General features: G+C 36.4%; 11 protein-coding genes. 4 read left to right on the top strand and 7 right to left on the bottom strand.

Annotated features, from left to right (window positions below; translation table 11 throughout):
- Positions 1-179 precede the first annotated feature (179 nt).
- The 6 genes from IRZ99_RS02825 to IRZ99_RS02800 all read right to left on the bottom strand — a co-directional run bounded on the left by IRZ99_RS02825 (position 180) and on the right by IRZ99_RS02800 (position 11,004).
- Entirely contained in the window at positions 180-1,994 is a 1,815-nt protein-coding gene (locus tag IRZ99_RS02825) for a glycoside hydrolase family 2 protein (RefSeq protein WP_194655820.1), read from the bottom strand.
- Between the two features lie 122 nt (positions 1,995-2,116).
- The gene (locus IRZ99_RS02820; RefSeq protein WP_194655819.1) at positions 2,117-3,868 is read right to left on the bottom strand and encodes an exo-alpha-sialidase; all 1,752 of its coding nucleotides are present in this window, start codon (positions 3,866-3,868) and stop codon (positions 2,117-2,119) included.
- On the bottom strand, positions 3,869-4,924 hold the full coding sequence (locus IRZ99_RS02815) for a glycoside hydrolase family 43 protein (RefSeq protein ID WP_194655818.1): 1,056 nt from the start codon (positions 4,922-4,924) through the stop codon (positions 3,869-3,871). It lies immediately after the preceding gene.
- Positions 4,925-5,194: 270 nt separating this feature from the next.
- Positions 5,195-6,370 carry a cellulase family glycosylhydrolase gene (locus tag IRZ99_RS02810; protein ID WP_194655817.1) on the bottom strand — a complete coding sequence of 392 codons (1,176 nt, stop codon included), beginning with the start codon at positions 6,368-6,370 and terminating at the stop codon, positions 5,195-5,197.
- A gap of 80 nt (positions 6,371-6,450) precedes the next feature.
- Positions 6,451-7,977 carry a RagB/SusD family nutrient uptake outer membrane protein gene (locus tag IRZ99_RS02805; RefSeq protein WP_194655816.1) on the bottom strand — a complete coding sequence of 509 codons (1,527 nt, stop codon included), beginning with the start codon at positions 7,975-7,977 and terminating at the stop codon, positions 6,451-6,453.
- A gap of 18 nt (positions 7,978-7,995) precedes the next feature.
- Complete coding sequence (locus IRZ99_RS02800) at positions 7,996-11,004, bottom strand: TonB-dependent receptor (RefSeq protein ID WP_194655815.1); 3,009 nt, start codon at positions 11,002-11,004, stop codon at positions 7,996-7,998.
- 392 nt (positions 11,005-11,396) lie between these two features.
- Here IRZ99_RS02800 and IRZ99_RS02795 point away from each other — a divergent pair, with 392 nt between their 5' ends.
- Together IRZ99_RS02795 and IRZ99_RS02790 are read left to right on the top strand one after the other, a co-directional pair.
- A complete protein-coding gene (locus tag IRZ99_RS02795; RefSeq protein WP_194655814.1) occupies positions 11,397-15,347 on the top strand; it encodes a hybrid sensor histidine kinase/response regulator transcription factor in 3,951 nt (1,316 codons plus the stop codon).
- 164 nt (positions 15,348-15,511) lie between these two features.
- Positions 15,512-16,792, top strand: coding sequence for an acetyl-CoA C-acetyltransferase (locus tag IRZ99_RS02790; protein ID WP_194655813.1), 1,281 nt, complete (start codon positions 15,512-15,514; stop codon positions 16,790-16,792).
- 63 nt (positions 16,793-16,855) lie between these two features.
- On the opposite strand, the gene IRZ99_RS02785 is transcribed toward IRZ99_RS02790, so the two are convergent.
- Entirely contained in the window at positions 16,856-17,467 is a 612-nt protein-coding gene (locus IRZ99_RS02785) for an FMN-dependent NADH-azoreductase (protein WP_194655812.1), read from the bottom strand.
- Positions 17,468-17,574: 107 nt separating this feature from the next.
- Here IRZ99_RS02785 and IRZ99_RS02780 point away from each other — a divergent pair, with 107 nt between their 5' ends.
- Positions 17,575-17,946, top strand: coding sequence for a helix-turn-helix domain-containing protein (locus tag IRZ99_RS02780; protein ID WP_194655811.1), 372 nt, complete (start codon positions 17,575-17,577; stop codon positions 17,944-17,946).
- A 176-nt stretch (positions 17,947-18,122) separates the two neighbouring features.
- On the top strand, positions 18,123-20,033 hold the full coding sequence (locus IRZ99_RS02775) for a fumarate reductase/succinate dehydrogenase flavoprotein subunit (protein ID WP_194655810.1): 1,911 nt from the start codon (positions 18,123-18,125) through the stop codon (positions 20,031-20,033).
- Positions 20,034-20,083 lie beyond the last annotated feature (50 nt).

Raw genomic sequence — 20,083 nt, 5'->3', positions numbered from 1 at the left:
ATAGGGACATAGTTTTTCTTTGTCTGAAAAAGGCGTTTTCACTTGTTTAAAAAAACATAGCTTAACGGGAAGCTTTGTTACAGTTTAAAACTTTGACTAATGCTATGTGTGGAAACTAGTTTCTTCTACCTTCTTTTTTTCAACACTAAATCCTATGTATCTATGTGTTTAAAAAAATCCTATTTTTTATTTAAGGCGTTAATTACCTCAGTATTTATTTTGTTTATTTTTTTAAAGTCCATCTTGTCTACTTTTCTGTCATACGTCATAAATCCGTTTACTTCGCCTTCAACATCGGTTGTTTGTGTATAAACCGCTGCCGAAAATCCTGATTTTACAAAGCTTTTTAAGACTTGAGCATATTTGATATATTCAGTAGTAACCTCATTTTCATTTTTGAATTTTACATATCCCCAATTATCATTGGCTCTCCATAAATGGCCTTCAATTGGCAAACCAATTCCACCATATTCGCCTAAAACAGTTACCCTTCTTGCATCATATAAATACATTTCCGGTCCAGGATAGTGGTGTAAATCTAAGATATCTCCGGTCTGAAAATGATTTCCTCCACTTGATGAATTCGTCAATCGGCTTGGGTCGTGTTTTTTTGTCCATTCGGTAATTTCGACCGTTTTAAATTGACCCCAAGCTTCGTTGAACGGAACCCAGACTACAATACTCGGATAAGAATATAAGTGATCCATAATCTCTCTCCATTCTTTTCTGTAGATTTCTTCTGATTTTGCAGAACGCTGTAATTCAGTCCCATCAAAATACTTTCTGTCTTGCCAAATCGGCTGATCATCTCCGCTCGGCATATCTTGCCAAACCAAAATTCCCAATTGATCACAATGTGTATACCAACGATGCGACTCTACTTTTACGTGTTTTCGAATCATATTAAAACCTAATTCCTTTGTTTTAATAATGTCGTATTTCAAAGCTTCATCCGTTGGCGCTGTATACAATCCGTCAGGCCACCAGCCTTGATCCAATGGACCAAACTGAAAGTAATCTTTGTTATTCAGTTGCATTCTAACAATACCATTTTCATCTCTTTTTGATGAAATTTTTCGCATAGCAAAATAGCTTTTAACTTCATCAGCCACTTTATCTTTACTGATTAAACTGATTTTTGTCTGATATAGAAATGGACTTTCAGGCGACCATAATTTTGGATTATTCAAAACAATATCCAAACTTTCCCCTACAACCGCTTTTTCTTTAGCGATTTCCTTAGCTCCTTCGAAAACAGCAATTTCGACAATATCGCCCGTTTCTGCTCCGGCAACTTCTGCTTTGATATTGATACTGTTTTGATCAATATTTGGAGTTGTTCTTAAATTGGTGATATTTTTGGGGTTTACCGGTTCAATCCAAACGGTTTGCCAAATTCCCGTAACAGGTGTATACCAGATTCCTTCCGGGTTTTTGACTTGTTTCCCTCGTGGCTGTGGGCCATCGTTTGAAGGATCCCAAACTTTTACCACCAATTTTTGTGCACTTCCTTTTTTGATAAAAGGCGTAATATCGAATGTAAACGGAGTGTAACCGCCAGTATGCGAACCTACTTTTATATCGTTAATGAAGATTTCTGTTTTCCAGTCGACAGCACCAAAATGCAAAAGAATGTTCTGGCCTTCCCAATTTGATTCAATTGAAAAATTAGTTTCGTACCAAAGTTCTTTCTCTGCTCCCACTTGTTTCATAACACCAGACAAGCTTGATTCTACCGCAAACGGAACCAGAATTTGCCCATCATATTTTGAAGGTGCCGTTTTTCCAAAATCCTGAATAGTGTAATTCCATAAACCATTCAGATTTTTCCATTGGCTGCGCTCCATAATCGGACGGGGATATTCTGGTAAAGCTTTATTCGGATCAACCTGAGCGGCCCATTTTGTCTTGATTTTATCTCCTTGTGGCTTCCATTGTGCATTTGCTGCAAATCCTAAAAACAGGGCAACCAGCATTATTGTTTTATTTCTCATTACAATTTTCCTTTTTTAGACATTAAATAAATTACCAGGCTATTTCCACAAAAGCCTGGTAATTCCAAACACTAACTTAACTAACCAATTTTACGTGAATTTTACTTCACTATTCTTTATTCTTAATTATTCAATTTCAGACTTGACCACGAATACGGTTTTTCAGCTATATTGCTCGAAATACCTTCTAAATAACTTGTGCCGCCTTTTGTTCTTAGTTCTACATTACAGCCCATTCTTGTTTGTTTTGAAGGCATCCCTCCTAATAAACTCCATGGAATCTTTGCTTCTATTTGATATCCCGTAGCTGTTTTTACAGTTGTTGAAACAATTCCCTGAATCTTATCTGATTTCTTCCATTTACTATTTTCGCCCTCAGACATTGAAAATGCAGCTGTTTGTCCAAATTCTAATTTAAAAATTGAATTTCCGGGTGCTACTAAATTCTGATTCTTTGGATCTAAATACAGATTAAAACCATCGCTTTCGCCAATACTGTTTCCGTTCACAACCTCGCTGTCTTTCACTTTTGCAAAAACATACAAAAACAATGCATCATAACTAAAATTTGCTTCCAGTTGCGTTGCTCCGTTTTGGCCAATAAAAACAGGACCTGTTTTCTTCCATTCGGCTTCGTTGCTTTGTCCATCAATTACAGCTGTTGCATTTACTGCATTAATTTCTGCTAAAACACGGCCTTTAATCATCCAAACCTGAGATGAATTTCCAAACTGATTGGTCGTTGTCAGTGCAATAACCGTATCGTCATCTAAAACTTCAATGCTATTCCATAAAGCTGATTTCCCTGGAGTAATTAAAAACGGAACCGATTTTCTGTCAAAGTTTCTGGCCTGATTCGTTCCGATTACGACTTTCATTTCAGCGTTATCCAGTTCGTTCGTGGCTCTATTTTCAGTTCCTTGGTAAGACATTAAAACCTCTCCCGTACTTAGCTGAGCCAAATAAGGTGCACCTGCGTAGGCAGCAACATTTATTTCTTCTGCTAAAGCATAATTTCTGTTATTGCTGGAGGCGTCAACCGTTTTTTTCCAGTTTTCTGAAAGTGTATTTCGGATGATATAAGGTTTAAACTGATTGTTTGTACCATTATCTTCTATTGAAAATACAATCTCGCTTTGATTTTTCAACAGAATTGGCGATGGCATTCCGTCTCTTTTTCCAGTTCTAAAACTTACTATTTCAGGGCTTTCTGACCAGGTTGAACCATTGTCAGAAGAACGAAGCAATGATATATTTTGCTCGTTTGAATTTTTATATACATTTTCATTAGAAAAAAACAACTGAACTTCTCCACTCGGAATTTGTAATGCCGAAGGTTCCCAGCAGCCGTTTTCAAATTCTGCTGCTGCTTCATAAACAATTTTATTATCCGTCCAGGTCAGTCCTCCGTCAATACTTTTAATGGTATTAATAGAAAAATTTGCTCCGCTATTATTTGCAATAGGTCTCGGATTATAACAAATCAAAATTGAATTATCTTTTAATTGCAAAATATCAGGCGTTGTCATATTTACGGAAGCCGTTCCTGAAATCACTTTAATGGGCGCGCTCCAGGTTGAACCTAAATCATTACTGATTTTGACCAAAATGGCTCCTCCAGCTTCATAAGTACAAATTAGTTTTTTGCTGTCTAACTGAATTAATCTGGCGTAACCATTATAGTCAGAACTGTTTTTATCTGAAATTTGAGTCAGAGATGCATAATCCCAGGCTATTCTGATGCCTTCTGTTACAGGTTTGGATTCAATTGGTGTAACATTCGGTTCTTCCTTAATTGGATCGCCTGACGAATCACTGCAGGAAAGCAACGGAATAAAAATTAATCCCAGCAAAAAACTATTTATATTTTTCATTTACTTTTTAGGTTTTGATTCTGTTTTGGTCAGGCCAAATTGCTGAACCAAACTGTCATATTCATTTCTTGAGATGGTCACCATACAACCGTGGCGCACTTTTTCAGGGAAACTGTATTTGTCCCAATCGGCAAAAAAAGTATATCCTGAAGCCTGAAACCAAGGTCCGTTTAGGTTATCTGCAATTGATAATCCGTAGGAAACTCCTGGATATTGCTCGTAATACATATACCATGCTTTATCATCCGGTGAAGGAATCAACATTGGTGCTTCTCTGAAATTTGGACTGATAGATTGCTGAGGCAAAGAATAAGGTCCTAAAAGCGATTTTGATTTCGCAATTCTAATCGTTTTACCAGTTGTCCAGTACAAAGTTGGATAGGTTTCATCTTTAATAACAGCATAATAGGAATCACCAACTTTACGGATGAAAACATCAATCGTTCCCATATCCCAATCGAATAAACGTTTTGGCGTTCCTTCAAAAGTTTTTAAATCTTTAGACAAAACATATAAAGTTCGCTGACTTGCCCAATAACGCTCCGGATCTTCTTTTGTTCCGTCAAGATGCGGTGTATGCCAGGTCATGATGAACTTTCCTGAAGGTGCATCGTAATACAGTTTTGGCGCACCAATTCGCTGTAAAGCATTCGCATAATCAGGCGTGCTTTTTAAATCAGGTGTATAATCTGAATGTTTTTTCCAGGTAATTAAATCATCCGAAACCCAAATATTGATGCTTTTCGCATCGTCACCCGTGTTTCCTGCGATGTAATATTTCCCATCAGGCCCTTTACAGATATCCGGATGGCCTTTATAGTCTTCAAAAACCCTTTTTCCATCATTTAGATTATCCCAATGCAAACCATCCAAACTAACGGAATAATACAATCTGCCATAATCTTTGTGCGTCATGTGTGCAAAAAGATAGGCTTCATTTTTAGGTTTTTCATTTCCCTTCACCTGTCCCGGCGGATCTGGTTGTTGCGCTTTCGCAGAAATTCCAATCAGAATTGCTGCCAGAAAAAAGAGCTGTTTTATTGTATGTTTTTTCATTTTACTTAAGATTAAAATGTTTTTTTTGCCACAGATTAATGGATTAAAATGATTTTTTTTTCGCCACGAATTCACGAATGATTGAATACAATACAGTAGAAAAAAAATTCGTGAATTCGTGGCTATTTTTAATTTAAAATGACTTTTTTTCGCCACGAATTCACGAATGATTGCGCATAATACAGTAAAAAAAATTCGTGAATTCGTGGCTATTTTTAATATTTTAAATAATCATTTAAATCTGTGAAATCTGTGGCAAAAAATAATTATCTAATTCTTCTTATTCGCCTCAGCCGTCATCTTTTTAATCAAATCTGTTTCGGCTTTGATATATGGCGTTCCGTCTGTGTGGAATACTTCGTGAAACCAAACTTCTGGTTCTGCAGTGTACGTTTTTGTCCAGCTGTCCCAGGCGTATTTGGTTTGCGTTTTTCCGTCAACCAATCCCCAATTGATCATAGCAACATTATACTTGCGGGCAACTGGTAAGAAACCTGCAAATGTGCTTCCGTTTGGTCTTGCCATGTATTCAGTACACAACAAAGGTTTTCCGTAGCGTTGCAATTGTTTGATCACTTTTTCGAAATCTGCAGGAGTATTGTAATTATGAAAAGAAACTACATCAGATTGTTCGATCTGCATTTTGTGCATTGGTTTCATTTTAGCTTCATCACTCCAGTCTCCAACCCAAACTCCCGAAGTCAATGGTTGTGACGGATTGCTTTCTCTCGCCCACACAAAAACGTCTTTTAGAAGAGGCAGCACCAAATCGGCTTTATTTTTAATTTCCACTTTTTCGTAAGAAGGTCCCGTCATATTATCCGGTTCATTCCAAACATCCCAACCCAAAATACGGTTGTCGTCTTTAAATTTAGAAATCGTTTCTTTTACATATTTCTCTAAACGAGGATATTCTTTTGAATCCTGCAATACCTTTTGTCCCGGACTTTGAACCCATCCTGAGTTATGCGTATGCGGTTTTGGAGCACGTTGCTTTCCTAAAACCGGAAACGGATCCCAGCACGAATCAAACAAAACAAATAGTATTTTGATATGGTGTTTATCTGCAATTCCTAAAAAAGTATCCATGCGTTTGTAAAGTCCTTCGGCATCTTGCTTGTGCAATAAATCGTGGAGATAAACTCGCATCACATTCATTCCGATTCCCTCGGCCCAGCCTAATTCCTGATCAATTCTTTTTGCGTTAAAAGTATCGGCCTGCCACATTTCTAACTGATTGATGGCTGTGCTCGGATAATAATTGGCACCCACCATCCAGGGCTGTTCTGCGTACCATTTATTAGCCTGTTCTTTGGTCCAGATTTCTCTTTTTTCGACTGTGGCTGTTTCGTTTTTGTTTTCTTCAGAATTGCTTTTTGTTTTGTTGCAGCTAAGCAATAAAAGTCCTGCTAACGTAAGCGTTAGGTACAATTTTATTTTTCTCATTATCACTTTTTGTATTATGAACAATCGTTCTTTTATGATAAGGGAATCAAATTGAGTGATCTGATTCCCTTAAAAATAGTTTAATATTCCGGGTGTTGATCCAGATTTGGATTATTGTCTACATCAACCTGTGGAATTGGCAATCTTTGATTTTTACCAACTGTAAAGTTTTTGAAATCAGGATCACGAAGTGCAATTTTATCAACAGAAGCCTGCGTATCTAAATCGCCCCAACGTTTTAAATCTTCCCAACGAACACTTTCGCCGGCTAATTCTAAAACTCTTTCCATTTTTAATCTTTCTAAAAACTTATCGTGATCATTACCTATTTCGGGATGAGCTGCAGCAAGAGTATTCATGTTTACACGTGCTCTAACCATATCAACATATTGATAAGCGGCAGCCGTATTTCCTAATTCGTTTAAAACTTCTGCGTAACGTAACAAAACATCAGCATAACGAATTAGTCTGTAATTGACCTGACTGTAATAATCTTCATTATTTCTATAGTAGTCACGGCTTCCTTTTCTAAACCAGGCTTCATTATTGTTCCATTCCCAATCTTTACCATACGTTTTGTCTCCAAAATCAGCCAATAAATCTGGATAATATAATGTCCATCTTAAACGAATATCAAGATCACCATCTTTATTTTGCTCCTCTTTGAAAGCATTGATCAACCAAAAACGAGCTTGTCCGTCAGACCATCCAATACTTCTTGGAGCAAAAAACTGAGCACGATTACTTGAAACTGCAGCATTTGGATCTTCACCCGTTCCTCCTTTTCTTTGATCTCCAAACTGGATTTCAAAAACAGATTCGTTGTTGTTTTCATTAATATCTGTAAAGTTGTCTCTGTAGTTCGATACTAAGCTGTACTTAGCTCCATCACCAGAAATTAGATATTCTAAAGCCGTTTTTGCTTCTGTCCATTTATGCTGTTGCATATAAACTTTTGCAAGAAAAGCTTTTGCAGCTCCTTTGTCTGGTCTTCCTGTCTGGTCTCCTGCCCAATCTCTTGGTAAATCTGCGTAAGCTTCATTCAAATCTTTTTCGATCTGAGCCCAAACTTCTGTTACATTTCTTTGCTGCGGTAAATCAGCTGGCGTAGAAGGCTCTAAAACCAGTGGAATATTTTCCCAAAGAATGGCAGCATAGTAGTAATGTAATGCTCTAAAGAATTTAGCCTGAGCTAAAATTTTCTTTTTATCATCTTCATTTTGAAAAGGGATATTGGGAACATTGGCTAATACCTGATTGCATCTAAAAACAGCTTTGTAAGTATCTCTCCATGTTACATTATTCCCTTCCCAAAAATTATAATTGATGTAATTGAATCTTGTCCAATCTGCCAATTCTGTCCATGGGCTTACACTATAACCTTCATCAGAAGTCAAATCTAAACGAAAATACATCCATCGTGCCCATAATCCATCTTTATAAAACATGGCATAAATTGAGTTGACTCCGGCTTGTGCATCACTTTCAGTTTTCCAATATTGTTCTGTTTCAATATCAGTCTGGCTGTTCAGGTCTAATTCATTTTCGCAAGACGATGCGAAAAAGAGACCTAAAAAAACTACGGTTATTGTTATTATTTTTTTCATTATGCTATTTTTTTAAAATTAAAAGCTAAACTCAACACCAAAAGAATAAGTCTGAAGGTTCGGGAAAGCGCCATTATCAACACCTCTCTCAAAAATATTACTGTTGCTGAACTCAGGATCCAATCCTTTGTATTTAGAAATTGTAATTACATTTTGTGCAGATAATGTTAATCTTGCTCTGGTAATTCCTGATTTTTGTAAAACGCTATCAGGCAAATTGTACCCAAAACCAACGTATTTTAGTCTGATAAAGTCACCGCTTTCCAAGAAACGATCACTATCTCCTCTTGAGTTTAAAGTTGAACCTTTTGTAATTCTAGGAAAATCAGTATTTGGGTTTTCAGGTGTCCACGGCTGAATTCCTGTTCTGTAGTTACTATTGTCGTCAAAACGATCTACCACACTTCTAAATCCGTTGTAAACAGTAGCTCCATGTGAAGCAATCCAGTTCATAGAGAAATCAAAAGATTTATACTCCGCTCCGGCGTTTAAACCCATTTCAAATTCCGGCCATGGACTTCCAACGATATCTTTGTCTTCAGTTGTAATTTCTCCATCACCATTAACATCTTTAAAGCGAATATCTCCTGGCAAAGCATTTGGCATAATAACTTTTCCGTCTGCATTTTTATAATTCTGAATTTCTTCTGCAGATTGAAATAAGCCGTCTGTTTGAAGTACATACCACATTCCTACCGGGTTTCCGCTGCGGGTCATTGTGTTTCCAACAATGTTTTCATTTTGACCGTTCCCTAAAGCAACTAATTTGTTGTTTACTTTTGTGAAGTTTACAGAAGCATTAAAAGAGAAATCATTGATTTTTTTGCTGTATGCCAATTCAAGCTCAAGACCTTTATTTTCAACAGTTGCAGCATTAGAAATTGGGTTTCCTCCATCATTTCCTGTTGTTAATAAGATCGGGAAACCAAATAATACATCTTCTGTACGGGCAATAAAATAATCTGCTGTAAAACGCAAATCATTATTTAAAACGCCAAGATCTAACCCCACATTGGTTTGTTTTAATTTTTCCCAACGCAATTGAGAATTGGCAAGTTTTACCTGAGTTGCAGAAGGATATAAAGTTTGTCCGTCTCCTAAAACAACCTGTCCGAAATTATTAATAAAACTTTTAGATTCATATTCTCTAATATTTCCAGAACCTAATTCTCCGTAACTCGCTCTTACTTTTAAGTCCTTAATGAATTCTGATTTAAAAAAGGATTCATTGCTGATTCTCCATCCTGCAGAAACCGACGGGAAATTACCCCATTTATTGCCATCACTAAATCTTGATGATCCGTCACGTCTAATAACAGCATTGAATAAATAACGATTATCATAATTGTACTCTAATCTTCCTAAATAAGAAGTCAAAGCTGCTTCGTTTATGAAACCCCCAACTACCGGCGAATCCCCTTGATTTAAAACTGTATAATATTCACCTGTTGCTGAATTTATTGGAAGATTTCTCTTTGTCCCGTAAATTTGGTCGTAAGTATCTTTCTGAAAAGTCTGACCTGCCAAAATAGTGATATCATGTTTGCCAAATTCTTTCTTGAAAGTCAATGTGTTTTCATACAGCATTGTTTGTGATCTTCCTCTATTTTGATCTGTGTATGATTGATCTACCGGCTGATTTAAGGACCAATTTCCAATTTTTCTTAAAAATTCATAAGAATCAACGCTGGTTTCGTATCCAAAATTGAAACGGTATTTCAACCAGGGTGCGAATTTTATTTCTGACCAGACATTTCCTCTGATTCTGAAATTTTCATTTGTAGTATTAGCAAAATCTGCAATAGCTAAAGGATTTGTACCGAATGTATCTGCAACACCTTGTTTTCCGTAACCATATCCTCCAGGATTCGAAGGATCGTAAACCGGAATTGTAGGCGTTAATCTGTATACATCAATAATTGGATTTCCAGACATTTCATCTGTTTTGGAATTACTGATCGCTAAGTTTTCTCCAATGCTAAAAATTCCTTTTGAACCACTTGAATTTACACGGAAAGAGATTCTGTCAAAATCAGTCCCTACGACAGTTCCCTGATTTCCAAAATAATTAGCCGACATGAAAAAAGTAGAATTTTCTCCTCCGCCTGCAAAACTGGCATTGTAATCCTGAATCATTCCGGTTTCAAAAACTTCATCCTGCCAGTCTGTATTCACTGCCATATTTAGATTTTGTCTTGTAAATCCAGCATTATCGTACGCCATATTATTGTATTTTGCAAACTCTTCTGTTTCCATTAAATCATATCTTGGCATAGTGGTAAAACTTGTTTTCGCCGAAACTTCAACCTGAAGTGGCCCTTTTTTACCTTTTTTGGTTGTAATAATGATAACACCATTTGCCGCTCTTGAACCATAAATGGCTGCCGCGGATGCATCTTTTAAAACCTGAATACTTTCAATATCGTTAGGATTAAAATCTCTGTTAGCTGTTGTCACTAAACCATCAATTACATATAATGGATTAGAACTCTGAAGATTTTTTAAACCACGAATTTCAATATTGGCTTCCTGTCCGGGGCGTCCGCCACCACGAACCTTTACACCTGTAACTAAACCTTGTAATCCGTCTGCCACAGTTGTAACCTGTCTTTTCGTGATTTCGTCGGCTTTTACCAGCGAAACTGCTCCTGTAAGGTCTTTTTTCTGCTGTGAACCATAACCTACAACAACAATCTCATCGAGTTTCATTGCATCTTCAGTTAAAGAAGCATTTACAGTAGTTTGATTGTTAATAGCTATTTCTAAGGTTTTATATCCTTGTGAGCTAAAAATCAAGGTTTGGTTTGATTTGGCTGCAATAGAATACTTTCCGTCAAAGTCGGTCGCAACACCATTTTTTGTGTTTTTTATTAAAACATTCGCAAAAGGAATTGGATCTCCATTTTCAGAAATAACTGTTCCTGTGATCGTAATCTGCTCCTGCGCATACGTTTGCTGTAATAATAAACTAAAGAAAAACAAGAGGTAATATCTCTGCTTTAAAATTTGAGTGAACTTTGTTTTCATTGATTTTTCATTTTAGATAGTTTTTCATTTTTTTGGTTGGTTTTGTAAAGTCATATTAAAAATTTTAATCGTCCGGGATGCGAACAAAAAAATAATTAATATTGTTCTTTAATAAGAATTGGTTCATTTTTCTGTTAAATTATTAATGATGTATTTTTTCAAACTTTAATTTATTGATAGCTTATTTTTTTTGCTTAAAAATTATCAATATGATTTATTTGAAAATTCAAAGTAGATGATTTTAATTCAAAATAAAATGATTCATTTGTGTCAATATCTCTCTCAAATGATTCAAATTGTATCAATTTTGACTAAAAATAAAATTCTTGCAACATTTGGAATAAGATTGAGACGATTTGCTGAAGCCTGTTTTTTAAATAAAAATTATAACAATGCGTAAATTCTTTCTTTTACTATTTTTTTTAACTTTTTCAACAAATTTTATTCACGCACAGGAATATTATTTTAAACATTTTCAGGTTGAAGAAGGACTTTCTAACAACACCGTGATAACCTCTATCCAGGATGAGGACGGCTTTATGTGGTTTGGAACTAAAGATGGTTTGAACAGGTTCGATGGCTATCATTTTAAAACTTACAGAAGCCAAAACGATCCAATTCATAGTCTTGGAAGCAATTATGTTCAGTCATTGCACGCCTATCGGGGCGCTATTTGGGTGGGAACTGATAAAGGGTTGTATCAGTATGATAAAAAAACAGATCATTTTACTGTTCTGAATGAGGCCATAAATGACAGAATCAACGATATAAATCATGATCAAAAGGGAAATATCTGGTTTATTTCAGGCAATATATTGTACAAATACGCTCCATCCAAAAAAGAAACCAAAACTTTTAGTCCTAACAAATATTTTGTGGCAACCTCAATTGCAAGAGATTCACAAGGCGAGATCTGGGCTTCTTCACTGAACAAAATATATCATTATTCTGAGGAAAGTTTGTCGTTTGAAAATATCGCTTTAACACCTCCTTCCAATAAAACCAGTTTCAGAATCACCACAATTTATGCTTTAGACAATGAAAATATTCTGATTGGAACGCAGGATCACGGTGTACTACTATATAACAGAAAAAACAAAACGACTTCTGATTTGAAATTCAGTTCCAAAGAGCCCGTTTTTGTGCGTCAGTTTAGAAAAAAAGATACTGCAGAACTTTGGATTGCGAGCGAATCGGGTGTTTATGTTTATAATCTTAAAACAAAAACGAGCGTTAACCTCAAAAAAAACTACAATGATCCGTACGCCATTTCAGACAATGCGGCCTACTCTATTACCATTGATAAAGAAAACGGAATCTGGATTGGTACTTATTTTGGCGGAATCAATTACCATCAAAAACAATACACCCAATTCAAGAAATATTTTCCGCAGAAAAACCAGAATTCCATCACCGGAAGCGCCGTTAGGGAAATCCATAAAGATGACGCAGGCGATTTTTGGATTGGTACTGAAGATGCCGGTTTAAACCGTTTTAATCCTAAAACAGGGAAATTTACTTCGTATTTGCCAAACGGAAGCAAAAGTGGTGTTTCCTATTATAACATCCACGGTTTATTGCCTCGAAAAGACAAAATCTGGGTTGGAACTTTTGAACACGGATTAGATGTTTTAGATAGAAAATCGGGTTTAGTTATCAAACATTACAGCGCCAATGATCCTTCAACAGGCTTGAGAAGTAATTTTATTTTTTCTTTTGGTGAAACAAAAAACAAAGATTTAATAGTTGTTACCACGATGGGAATCTATCGGTACAATGAACAAAATGACAATTTTGACATCTTAAAAATGTTTCCCGAAACCACCCACTATACCGTTTTTAAAGAAGATAGTGATGGGAATTACTGGGCCGGAAGTTATAGAGATGGTTTATTTTTCTACAATTCAAAAACACATAAAAAAGAGGTTTTTATATATGATTATAAAAATCCGGATGGCATTAGCAACAATTCGATTAATTCGATTTTTGAAGACAGCCATAAAAACTTATGGTTTGCTACCGAAAATGGTTTGAATTTATTTGATAAGAAAACAAGAACATTCAAAAAATTCACTACTAAAAACGGACTTCCAAGCAGTGTGGTTTATTCTATTTTAGAAGATGGAGAAAAGAATTTATGGCTAACCACTTCTAAAGGTTTGGTGAAATTTAATCCAAACCACAAAAAAATTAAAATTTACACGACTGCCAACGGTTTATTGAGCGATCAGTTTAACTATAGTTCGGCTTTTAGAGATACCAACGGCGATATGTATTTTGGAAATTTAAACGGAATGATCAGCTTCAATCCGAAGAATTTTACTAAAAACAAGTATACACCTTCGATGTTCATCACGAATCTTCAGATCCACAATAAAGATATTGACGCCAATGAAAATGATTCACCTATAAAACAATCTATTTCGCATCTTGATGAACTCGAACTGAACAACGATCAATCTTCGTTTAATCTTGAATTCGCTTCTTTAAATTTTACTGCCCCTGAACTTACAGAATACTGGTATAAACTTGAAACTGTCAACAATGACTGGGTCTATCTCGAAAGAAACAATAAAGTTTTCTTTACAGAACTGGCTCCTGGCGACTATGTTTTTAAAGTAAAATCACTAAACAGTTTTGGTGTCTGGAGTAAAGAAGTGAAACTGAAAATTGTAATTCTACCGCCTTTCTGGGCGAGTTCTTATGCTTATTTTTTCTATTTTCTATTGATTTGCGGTTCGTTTTATTACATCATTCGTTATTCTCAAAATCTGACACAGCTTAAAAATAACCGCAAAATAAAGCACCTGAATGACGAAAAAGAAAAAGAAATCTATCAGGCTAAAATTGACTTTTTCACCAATGTTGCACACGAAATCAGAACGCCTTTGACACTTATAAAAGGACCTTTGGAGAAACTTTTGGTGATGGAACATCAATCGCCTGAAGTACCTCAGAATCTCTCTATAATGAAGAAGAATACTTCACGTTTACTGAAATTGGTGAATGAATTGCTAGACTTCAGAAAATCGGAAATTGGCGGATTGAAACTCACTTTCGTGGAAGCCAATATCTCGTCTCAGGTTCGCAATTTACATTTAAGATTCAGTCCGTTAATTGAAGAAAAAGGAATCGATTTTGAACTTAATTTAGGAGAAAAAGACATTTTTGCTTTTGTGGATAAGGAAGCCTTCAAAAAAATCCTGAGCAATTTGATTAGTAACGCTATTAAATACTCCAAAGACAAGGTTTCTATTTCTTTATTCAGAGATGATAAAAAACTGACTTTAGTGGTTAAGAATGATGGAAATTTGATTCCGTTTCAGCTAAAGGACAAGATTTTCGAACCCTTTTTCAGGGTTGATAATATGGATTCGACTTCCGGAACCGGAATTGGGCTTTCGCTGGCGCATTCGCTAACACAATTGCACAATGGAAATTTACAACTGATTCCGGATTCAGAATTAAATATTTTTGAGCTGATTGTACCGCTGCACCAAAAAGAAGAATTTATGTTGTACACCGACTCTGAGAAAGAAGAGGTTCAGACTAAAATTGAAAAAATTGAGACAGAATCCAAAAATGAAAAAGCACAAATTTTAGTAGTGGAAGACAATGAAGATTTATTAAATTTTATTACTTCTGAATTGTCTTCAACCTACACTATTTTAAAAGCAGAGAATGGCGAAAGCGCCATAAAAATCATTCACAACCAAAACATTCAGCTCGTTATTAGCGATGTCTCCATGCCGGTTATGGACGGAATTACAATGTGTAAAGAGATTAAAACAAATCTCGAAACCAGTCATATTCCGGTAATTTTATTGACCGCCAAAAACTCCCTGAAGTCACAAATTGATGGTTTAGAAGTGGGTGCCGATGCTTATATCGCAAAACCATTCTCAATGGATTATTTAAAAGTTCAGGTTAATAATCTGATTGAAAACAGAAAACAGATCATGAACTATTATGCAAGTTCTCCGCTTTCGCACATCAAAAGTATTGCGCACAATAAAACAGATGAAAAATTCTTAAAGAAACTGGATGACGAAATTCTGAAAAACATCACAGATCCTGACTTAAGCGTCGAATCATTAGCAGAAATCATGAACATGAGCCGTTCTACTTTATATCGAAAAATCAAGGATATTTCGAATTTAAGTCCGAATGAACTGATCAATATTGTACGTTTAAAAAGAGCCGCAGAATTGTTATTAAATGAAAATTATAAAATGTATGAAATCGCCGAAATGGTCGGTTATAAATCGCAGACAAGCTTTGGAAGAAATTTTCAAAAACACTTTTCGATGTCGCCGTCTGATTATATTGCGATGAATAAGTAAATGTGTCAATGTGTCAATGTACCAATTAGATAATGAGATAATTATTAGCACCAATATCATTATCTAATTGCCATATTTTCTCATTATCTAATTATCTAATTGCCACATTTTCTAATTATCTTTAGACTGGAAAATTAAATTTCTGTTGAAACAAAAATCTAAAGATGAATAATAGTAATACAATCAGAAAAGTCGCCATTGTAGGTTATAACCGAACTCCGTTTGCACGTGCCAATACCGCTTACGCCAATGTTGGAAATCAGGAAATGATGACCGCGGCCTTAAACGGACTTATTGATAAATACAATTTAAAAGGCCAATTATTAGGTGAAGTAGTGGGCGGTGCTGTGATCAAACACACTTACGACAGCAATTTGATTCGGGAATGTGTAATGAAAACATCTCTTGATCCTGCAACTCCTGCCTGTGATGTACAGCAAGCCTGCGATACCGGAATTGAAAGTGCTATTTATGTTGCCAATAAAATTGCTTTGGGTCAAATTGAATCCGGAATTGCCGGAGGTGTTGATTCCATTAGTGATATGCCAATTGCTGTTAGTGAAAAACTGAGAAAAATTCTGCTTAATGCAAGACAAGCAAAGTCATTGGGAGAAAAAATCAAAACGTTTTTAAAACTTCGTCCAGCCGATTTGACGCCTTTGGTTCCGCGAAATGAAGAATCACAAACCGGACTTTCGATGGGCGGACACACTGAAATTACGGCGAAACATTATAAAATTGCAAGAGAAGATCAGGATAATCTGGCGCTTAAAAGTCATTTGAATATGGCAAAAGCGTATGACGAAGGCTTTTTTGATGATATGATAACGCCTTTCAACGGATTAGACAAAGACAATAATCTGAGAAAAGACAGCACAATTGAAAAATTAGCTTCTTTAAAACCAGCTTTCGATAAAGTAAACGGAACATTAACGGCTGGAAATTCAACACCGCTTACAGATGGTGCATCCTGCATACTTTTAGCCAGCGAAGAATGGGCAAAAGAGCGCGGGCTTCCAATTTTGGCCTATATTACTTTTGCTGAAGTAGCCGCGATTGAATATGTCAAAAATCAACAGAACCTTTTATTAGCGCCTTTATTTGCTGCCAGCAGAATGTTAGAAAAAGCGGGATTAAATCTGCAGGATTTTGATTATTATGAAATTCACGAAGCTTTTGCTGCACAGGTTTTAGCAACCCTGAAAATTTGGGAAAGCCCGGAATTGAGTGCGCAAATAGGTTTAAAGAAACCTCTTGGCGCTATTGACAGAGAAAAACTAAATGTAAAAGGAAGTAGTTTGGCAGCCGCCCATCCATTCGCCGCAACAGGTGGAAGAATCATTGGCGTTATGGCTAAATTATTAAACGAAAAAGGTTCCGGAAGAGGATTGATTTCGATTTGTGCCGCTGGCGGACAAGGAATTACAATGATTATTGAGAAATAATAACTTACATAGTCAAACCTAACAGTCCCGAAGCCTCGGGACTGTTAGGTTTTCATTTTGAATTTAGAAAGCAAATTCTTCGACACTTGCCAGAGCTTTCGGCAAAGCATTCTCAGCAAAATCAGGAATCGCAGTTCCCTCTACACGAAAAGTAGTAATATCTGTAATTCCTAAAAAGCCTAATACCGTACGCAAATACGATTCTGAAAAATCATAACTTTTATAAGGACCTTCGGAAAATATAGCCCCTGAAGCAATAGATAAGAATACTTTTTTATCTGTCAATAATCCTTTTGGACCATTCTCATCGTAACTAAAAGTCTTCCCTGCCCTTGCAACCTGATCGATCCAGCCTTTTAAGACTGCCGGAATTCCAAAATTGTAAAGCGGTACACCAATTACAATAATATCCGCTTCTAAAAGATCTTTTACTGCTGCATCTGAATATTTAAGAGCGTCTTTTTGTGGTTCTGTATGAAGTTCTGCAGGGACATAAATTGCACTTATATGCAGATCAGTCAAATAAGGCAAAGGCGTTTTTGAAAGGTCAAGTGTTTGTACCTGAATTTCATTGTGTTCTGCTTTCAGTTTCTCCAGAATAGCATTGGATAATTTATTACTAAACGAAGCATCTCCTTTGATGCTTGTTACTATATTCAGAATTCTTTTACTCATGATTGTATTTATTTTGTTTATGATACAAACTTATCTACATTTGCTATCTCTTTTATAGTACTATCCTCAAGGATAGCGCTATCCTTGAGGATAGTAACAGGATAAATATGAAAACAAAGAGCGAGTTAAAAAAAGAGTTGTGCGGAGAACCAGAAGAATGTCTGGCAGCATTGCTGCCTGTGAGAGATGCATTGGAAGTTTTAAGCGGCCGATGGAAATTGCCCATTTTGATTGCCTTATCAAACAGGCCCAAACGATTTAAGGAAATCTCTAAAGACATAAACGGAATTACAGATAAAATGCTTTCGAAAGAACTTAAAGATCTGGAGATAAATAAATTGGTTACCAGAACGGTTTATGATACTTTTCCACCAACTGTTGAATACGCAAGAACAGCTCACAGCCACACTTTATACGATGTTATTGGAGCATTAAATGAATGGGGAACATTGCATCGAAAAGAAATTATTGGTAAATAGCTTTTGTTTTTTTCTTATCAAAAGCAAAATTTTCATTTGGTTAATCAAAAGAACCAGATCAATAATAGTTTCTTTTAATTTCCACGAAAATCAATATTTTATCTTAAATTAGTGTACCAAAAAACTGACACAGTTTTTTAGAAGTTTTGTATGAATTCATTTTAAATCCAATAAAAATGATTGACTCAAAAATACCCGAAGGTCCACTAGCTGAAAAATGGAGCCATTACAAGGCAAAAGCAAAACTTGTAAATCCGGCCAACAGAAAAAAACTAAACATTATTGTCGTTGGAACAGGACTTGCCGGAGCTTCCTGTGCGGCTTCTTTGGCTGAACAAGGTTATAATGTCAAATCATTTTGTTTTCAGGATTCTGCCAGAAGAGCCCATTCCGTAGCGGCACAAGGCGGCGTTAATGCGGCTAAAAATTACAAAAATGACGGCGACAGTACGTTCCGAATGTTTTATGACACTATTAAGGGCGGCGATTTCAGATCCAGAGAAGCTAATGTTTACCGTTTAGCAGAATGTTCCGCACATCTTATCGATCATGCTGTAGCGCAAGGCGTACCCTTTGCCAGAGAATATGCCGGCTATTTGAACAATAGATCTTTCGGAGGTGTTCAGGTTTCAAGAACCTTTTATGCGCGCGGACAAACTGGACAACAACTTTTGCTGGGTGCGTACCAGGCATTATTACGTCAGGTTTCTTTGGGAAAAGTTGATTTGAATACCCGTCATGAAATGCTTGAATTAGTGGTTATTGATGGAAAAGCAAAAGGGATAATTGCGAGAAATCTGGAAACTGGAGCGATTGAACGCCATGCGGCAGATGCGGTTGTATTGGCTTCGGGAGGGTATGGAAAAGTATATTATCTTTCTACTTTGGCAATGGGCTGTAACAGCTCTGCTATTTGGAGAGCACATAAAAAAGGCGCTTTTATGGCGGGTGTAAGCTGGATTCAGTTCCACCCTACTTCACTTCCCCAACATGGAGAAAACCAGTCGAAACTGACTTTAATGTCGGAATCTTTGCGAAATGACGGCCGAATCTGGGTTCCAAAAACAGCCGGTGACGACCGAAATCCGAATATAATTCCGGAAGAAGAGCGCGATTACTATCTCGAACGCAAATATCCATCCTTTGGAAATTTGGCTCCAAGAGACATTTCGTCAAGAGCTGCAAAAGAGCAAATAGATGCCGGACATGGCGTCGGACCAATGAAAAATGCCATTTATCTTGATTTTTCAGATGCCATCAGAGCGCAGGGAAAAGATAAAATCGAAGCAAAATACAGCAATCTTTTTGCGATGTATGAGAAAATTACCGGAATCAACGCTTACAAAGAACCAATGTTGATTTCACCGTCGGCACATTTTACGATGGGCGGACTTTGGGTTGATTACGAATTGATGACTACGATTCCTGGATTATTTGCCTTAGGAGAGGCCAATTTTGCAGATCACGGCGCTAATCGTCTCGGAGCAAACTCTTTGCTTCAGGCGTGTGTTGATGGCTATTTTATTGCGCCCTACACGATTCCGAATTATTTATCAGGAGAACTAAATGCTCCAAAAATTGATACTTCGCATCCCGCTTTTGAAGAAGCTGAAAAAACAGTACAATCGCAATTAAATCGGTTTTTAAGCAGTAAAGGCACACTTTCTACCGATTATTTTCATAAAAAAATTGGACGCTTATTATACGAAAAATGCGGACTTTCAAGAAGCAAAGAAAAACTAGAACAAGCACTTGAAGAAATCAAAATACTGAAAGCTTCTTTTGAAAAAGACTTACTAATTACCGGCGATGACAAACTCAACAGCGAATTAGAAAAAGCCGGAAGAATTGCCGATTATATAGAATTAGCCGAATTAATGTGCCATGATGCCCTACAGCGCGAAGAATCCTGCGGTGCCCATTTCAGGGAAGAATATCAGACTCCCGATGGTGAAGCGGTTCGTAACGACGCCGATTTTTGTTATGTCTCGGCCTGGGAATGGAAAGGAAAAGAACAGCAGCCTGAACTTCATAAGGAACCGCTTGTATTTGAATCCGTTGAACTTGCTGTGCGAAGCTATAAGTAATTGTGAATTGTTAATTGTAAATTATTAATTAACAATCCATAAGGCTCCAT

Source organism: Flavobacterium sp. LC2016-12, assembly GCF_015351595.1.
Taxonomy (GTDB): Bacteria; Bacteroidota; Bacteroidia; order Flavobacteriales; family Flavobacteriaceae; genus Flavobacterium.
The sequence above is the reverse complement of the archived record's forward strand: the minus strand, read 5'-3'. Positions and strand labels throughout refer to the sequence as shown.

Excerpts from the sequence above, each read along its gene's own strand:
- IRZ99_RS02825 (WP_194655820.1), bottom strand. The coding sequence starts at position 1,994 with ATGAGAAATAAAACAATAATGCTGGTTGCCCTGTTTTTAGGATTTGCA.
- IRZ99_RS02820 (WP_194655819.1), bottom strand. The coding sequence starts at position 3,868 with ATGAAAAATATAAATAGTTTTTTGCTGGGATTAATTTTTATTCCGTTG.
- IRZ99_RS02815 (WP_194655818.1), bottom strand. The coding sequence starts at position 4,924 with ATGAAAAAACATACAATAAAACAGCTCTTTTTTCTGGCAGCAATTCTG.
- IRZ99_RS02810 (WP_194655817.1), bottom strand. The coding sequence starts at position 6,370 with ATGAGAAAAATAAAATTGTACCTAACGCTTACGTTAGCAGGACTTTTA.
- IRZ99_RS02805 (WP_194655816.1), bottom strand. The coding sequence starts at position 7,977 with ATGAAAAAAATAATAACAATAACCGTAGTTTTTTTAGGTCTCTTTTTC.
- IRZ99_RS02800 (WP_194655815.1), bottom strand. The coding sequence starts at position 11,004 with ATGAAAACAAAGTTCACTCAAATTTTAAAGCAGAGATATTACCTCTTG.
- IRZ99_RS02795 (WP_194655814.1), top strand. The coding sequence starts at position 11,397 with ATGCGTAAATTCTTTCTTTTACTATTTTTTTTAACTTTTTCAACAAAT.
- IRZ99_RS02790 (WP_194655813.1), top strand. The coding sequence starts at position 15,512 with ATGAATAATAGTAATACAATCAGAAAAGTCGCCATTGTAGGTTATAAC.
- IRZ99_RS02785 (WP_194655812.1), bottom strand. The coding sequence starts at position 17,467 with ATGAGTAAAAGAATTCTGAATATAGTAACAAGCATCAAAGGAGATGCT.
- IRZ99_RS02780 (WP_194655811.1), top strand. The coding sequence starts at position 17,575 with ATGAAAACAAAGAGCGAGTTAAAAAAAGAGTTGTGCGGAGAACCAGAA.
- IRZ99_RS02775 (WP_194655810.1), top strand. The coding sequence starts at position 18,123 with ATGATTGACTCAAAAATACCCGAAGGTCCACTAGCTGAAAAATGGAGC.